We start from the raw sequence: 4,398 nt of genomic DNA on the forward strand, positions 1-4,398 counted from the left end.
GGGCGGGCTCCGCCCGCCGGGCCCGTCCTAGCGCTGCGCCCCGGGGTCGGCGTCGACCCCGGCGTCGCGGCGCTGCGTGGCCGTGATCGGCGTGGGCGCCCCGGTCAGCGGGTCGCCGCCGGACGCCGTCTTGGGGAACGCGATGACGTCGCGGATGGAGTCGCCGCCGGTGAGCAGGGCGATGATCCGGTCCCAGCCGAACGCGATGCCCCCGTGCGGCGGCGGGCCGAACTTGAACGCCTCCAGCAGGAAGCCGAACTTCGACTCGGCCTCGGCCTTGCCGATGCCCAGCGTCTGGAACACGCGCTGCTGCATCTCGGCGCGGTGGATACGGATGGACCCGCCGCCGATCTCGGAGCCGTTGCACACCATGTCGTAGGCGTAGGCCAGCGCGCTGCCCGGGTCCTGGTCGAAGGTGTCGGCCCACTCCGGCTTGGGGCCGGTGAAGGGGTGGTGGACCGGGGTCCAGCCGCCCTCGCCGTCCTCCTCGAACATCGGGGCGTCCACGACCCACAGGAACGACCACTTCGAGGTGTCGATGAGGTCCTGCCGGTGGCCGATCTCCAGCCGCGCGGCCCCCAGCAGCTCCTGGGAGGCGCGGCGGGCGCCGGCGGCGAAGAACACGGCGTCGCCCGGGGCGGCGCCGACCTCGGCGGCGAGCCCGGCACGCTCGGCCTCGGAGAGGTTCTTGGCGACCGGGCCGCCGAGGGTGCCGTCCTCCTGCACCAGCACGTAGGCCAGGCCCTTGGCGCCGCGCGCCTTCGCCCAGTCCTGCCAGGCGTCCAGCTCGCGCCGGGTCTGCCCGGCGCCGCCGGGCATGACGACCGCGCCGACGTAGGGGGCCTGGAACACCCGGAACGGGGTGTCGGCGAAGAAGGCGGTGAGCTCGCGCAGCTCCAGGCCGAAGCGGAGGTCGGGCTTGTCCGAGCCGAACCGGTCCATGGCCTCCAGGAACGGCATCCGGCGCAGCGGCAGCTCGATCTCGTGGCCGATGACCTCGCGCCACAGCCGCGCGACCAGCTCCTCGCCGACCCGGATGACGTCCTCCTGGTCGACGAAGCTCATCTCGATGTCGATCTGGGTGAACTCGGGCTGGCGGTCGGCGCGGAAGTCCTCGTCGCGGAAGCACCGGGCGATCTGGTAGTAGCGCTCCATGCCGCCGACCATCAGCAGCTGCTTGAACAGCTGCGGCGACTGCGGCAGCGCGTACCAGTGGCCGGGCTGCAGCCGGACCGGCACCAGGAAGTCGCGGGCGCCCTCGGGCGTGGACCGGGTCAGGTACGGGGTCTCGACGTTGGCGAACCCGTGCTCGCGCATGACGTCGTGCACGACGTAGCTGGCGGTGGAGCGGGCGCGCAGCGCGGCGGCGCGCTCGGGGCGGCGGATGTCGAGGTAGCGGTAGCGCAGCCGCGCCTCCTCCGACACGTCCTGCGAGCCGTCGAGCGGGAACGGCAGCGGGGCGGCCTCGCTCAGCACCTCGATCTCGTCGGCCACGACCTCGACCGCGCCGGTGGGGATGTCGGGGTTCTCGTTGCCCTCGGGCCGGACGCGAACCGTGCCGGTGACCTTGACGCAGTACTCGGCACGCAGGTCGTGGGCGAGGTCGTCCTCGCGGACGACGACCTGGACCACGCCGGATGCCTCGCGCAGGTCCAGGAAGACGACGCCGCCGTGGTCGCGGCGGCGCGCGACCCACCCGGCGAGGACGACGGTGGCGTCGGCGTCGCCGGCGCGGAGGGCGCCGGCGTCATGCGTGCGGATCAACGGGGTTCTCCTTCGACGTTGCGTTACGTGTTCATCTTGCCCGACGTGCGCGGAGGTCCGGTCCCGGTTCGGGGACCGGTGCCGCTATCTCGGCGCGCGAAGGAGGCCGCGGACGGCGGGGAGGCCAAGGGGGCCATCGGTGCTCTCCCGGGGTGCGGCGCGCGGCGCGCGCCGGGGCGGACAGGGCCGGTCAGGTGCGGCCGGTATCGCGCAGGAACGGGTTGGCCGCGCGCTCGCGGCCGACGGTGGTGCGCGGCCCGTGCCCGGGGAGCACGTGGGTGGCGTCGGGCCGGGACAGGCAGACCCGGTCGACGCTGTCCAGCAGGGCGGCGGGGTCGCCGCCGGGGAAGTCGGTGCGGCCGACCGAGCCGGCGAACAGCAGGTCGCCGGTGAACAGGACGTCGGGGTCGCCGCCGCCGGGCAGCGCGTAGACGACGGAGCCCGGGGTGTGGCCGGGGGCGTGCGCGACCGTGAACTCCAGCCCCGCGAAGGAGAGGACGTCGCCGTCGCCGACCTCGGCGACGCGGGCGGGTTCGGCCGGGGGCCCGCCGAGGAGGTCGGCCAGCCGGGCGGCCAGGGCGGGGTCGACGCCCTTGGCGGGGTCGGTGAGCAGCGGGCGGTCGGCCGGGTGGATGTGCACGGGGACGCCGTGGGCGTCGCCGACCTCGGCCGCCGACCACACGTGGTCGAAGTGGCCGTGGGTGAGGAGGACCGCGGCGGGCGTGAGGCCGTGCTCGGCCAGGAGGGCGGTCAGGCCGGGCAGCGCGTCCTGGCCGGGGTCGACGACGACGCAGTCGGCGCCCGACCCCGGGGCGGCGACGTAGCAGTTCGCGGCGAGCGGCCCGGCGGGGAAGGCGGCGATGAGCACGGTGGGCGGTGTCCTCTTCCTCAGTGGTCCCTGGCGGCCGCGGCACACGGGACGCGGCCGCACCGGTCGTGGGACCGAGCCTACCGAGGTCGGACCGGCGGGGCGACCGGGTCGCCGGCGCGGCCGCTACCGTGCCGGTTCGCGGGTTCATCACCATTCGATCACCGCGCGGCGGACGACTCTTTGCCAATCGGCCCGACAGTGCCATATTGGTCCCCGTCGCCCGGGGCCGCGGTCCCGGGACCGACGCGGCGGGCACGCCGCCTCAGACGCGGCGACGGCGGAGGCACGCCGCGGTATCTCCCCCCGATGCTGCGGATATGGTGCTTAGTCACGGCGGTTCCCGCACACGGTGTGCCCGGGGGACACTGGCCGGCCAACCGGACCCGGCGATCGGCGCCGGGCTGACGACCTCTGGAGGACACGGTGACCACGGACCCCTGGGGCCGCGTAGACGACGACGGCACGGTCTACGTGCGCACGAACGAGGGTGAGCGGGTCGTCGGATCGTGGCAGGCCGGCGCGCCCGAGGAGGCCCTGGCGTTCTTCCGCCGCAAGTACGACTCCCTGGTGACCGAGGTGGAGCTGCTGGAGAAGCGGCTGGCCACGACCGACCTGTCCGCCGCCCAGGCGCTCGCCAGCATCGAGAAGCTGCGCACGGCCGTCCGCGAGGCGCACGCCGTGGGCGACCTCGACGCGCTGGGCCGCCGGCTCGACGTCCTCGCGGAGCGCGCCGAGGAGCGCAAGGTCGAGCAGAAGCACGCCCAGGAGCAGGCCCGGCACGAGGCCCGCGACGTCAAGGAGCGGATCGTCGCCGAGGCCGAGCGGGTGGCCGAGGAGACCACGCACTGGAAGTCGGGCGGCGAGCGGATGCGCCAGCTCATCGACGAGTGGAAGGCGGCGCCGCGCGCGGACCGGCCCACCGAGCAGGCGCTGTGGAAGCGGATGTCCGCCGCCCGCAACGCCTTCTCCAAGCGCCGCAAGGCGTACTTCGCCGGGCTGGACCAGCAGCGCGAGCAGATCCGTGAGGACAAGGAGCGGATCGTCGCCGAGGCCGAGACGCTGGCCGAGTCCACCGACTGGGGGCCCACGGCGAGCCGCTACCGCGACCTCATGCAGCAGTGGAAGGCGAGCGGCCGCGCCGACCGGGCCAGCGAGGACCGGCTGTGGGCGCGGTTCAAGGGCGCCCAGGACCGGTTCTTCCAGGCGCGCAACGCGGTGTTCGCCGAGCGCGACGCCGAGCTGCGGGTCAACGCCGAGGCCAAGGAGCGCATCCTGGAGGACGCGCGCCGCGAACTGGCCGAGATCCGCGACCCGCGCGAGGCGCGGGCGCGGCTGCGCGAGTTCCAGGAGGCGTGGGAGGAGGCCGGGGCGCTCCCCCGCGACTCCCGCGACCGGTTGGAGGGGGCGTTCCGCCGCGTCGAGGAGCAGGTGCGCCGCGCCGAGGACCAGGAGTGGCAGCGCACCAACCCCGAGGCGCGGGCGCGCGCGGAGGCCACGATCACCATGCTGCGCGACTCCATCGCGCAGCTGGAGTCCGACCGGGACGCGGCGCGGGCCAAGGGCGACGACCGGCGGGTCCGCGAGGCCGAGGACGCCATCGCCGCCCGGCGGTCCTGGCTGGACGAGGCCGAGAAGGCGCGCGACGAGATGAGCTGACGCCCGTCCGCACGTGGAGCGGCCCGTCGACGGTGTCGGCGGGCCGCTTCGCTGTGTACGGGCGCTGTGTGCGGGCGCTGCGGGGGCTAGGGAGTGTTTTGTGGATG

General features: G+C 74.8%; 3 protein-coding genes. 1 reads left to right on the plus strand and 2 read right to left on the minus strand.

The window, feature by feature from the left end; all coding sequences use genetic code 11:
• Positions 1–27 precede the first annotated feature (27 nt).
• Entirely contained in the window at positions 28–1,764 is a 1,737-nt protein-coding gene (gene aspS / locus NT8_RS27365; RefSeq protein WP_067975800.1) for an aspartate--tRNA ligase, read from the minus strand.
• A gap of 190 nt (positions 1,765–1,954) precedes the next feature.
• Positions 1,955–2,632 carry an MBL fold metallo-hydrolase gene (locus NT8_RS27370; protein ID WP_067975803.1) on the minus strand — a complete coding sequence of 226 codons (678 nt, stop codon included), beginning with the start codon at positions 2,630–2,632 and terminating at the stop codon, positions 1,955–1,957.
• A gap of 426 nt (positions 2,633–3,058) precedes the next feature.
• Between NT8_RS27370 and NT8_RS27375 the strand changes: the two genes are divergently transcribed.
• On the plus strand, positions 3,059–4,291 hold the full coding sequence (locus tag NT8_RS27375; protein WP_067975805.1) for a DUF349 domain-containing protein: 1,233 nt from the start codon (positions 3,059–3,061) through the stop codon (positions 4,289–4,291).
• Positions 4,292–4,398: the final 107 nt, after the last annotated feature.

Source organism: Nocardiopsis trehalosi NBRC 14201, from assembly GCF_001552555.1.
Lineage (GTDB): Bacteria > Actinomycetota > Actinomycetes > Streptosporangiales > Streptosporangiaceae > Nocardiopsis_B > Nocardiopsis_B trehalosi.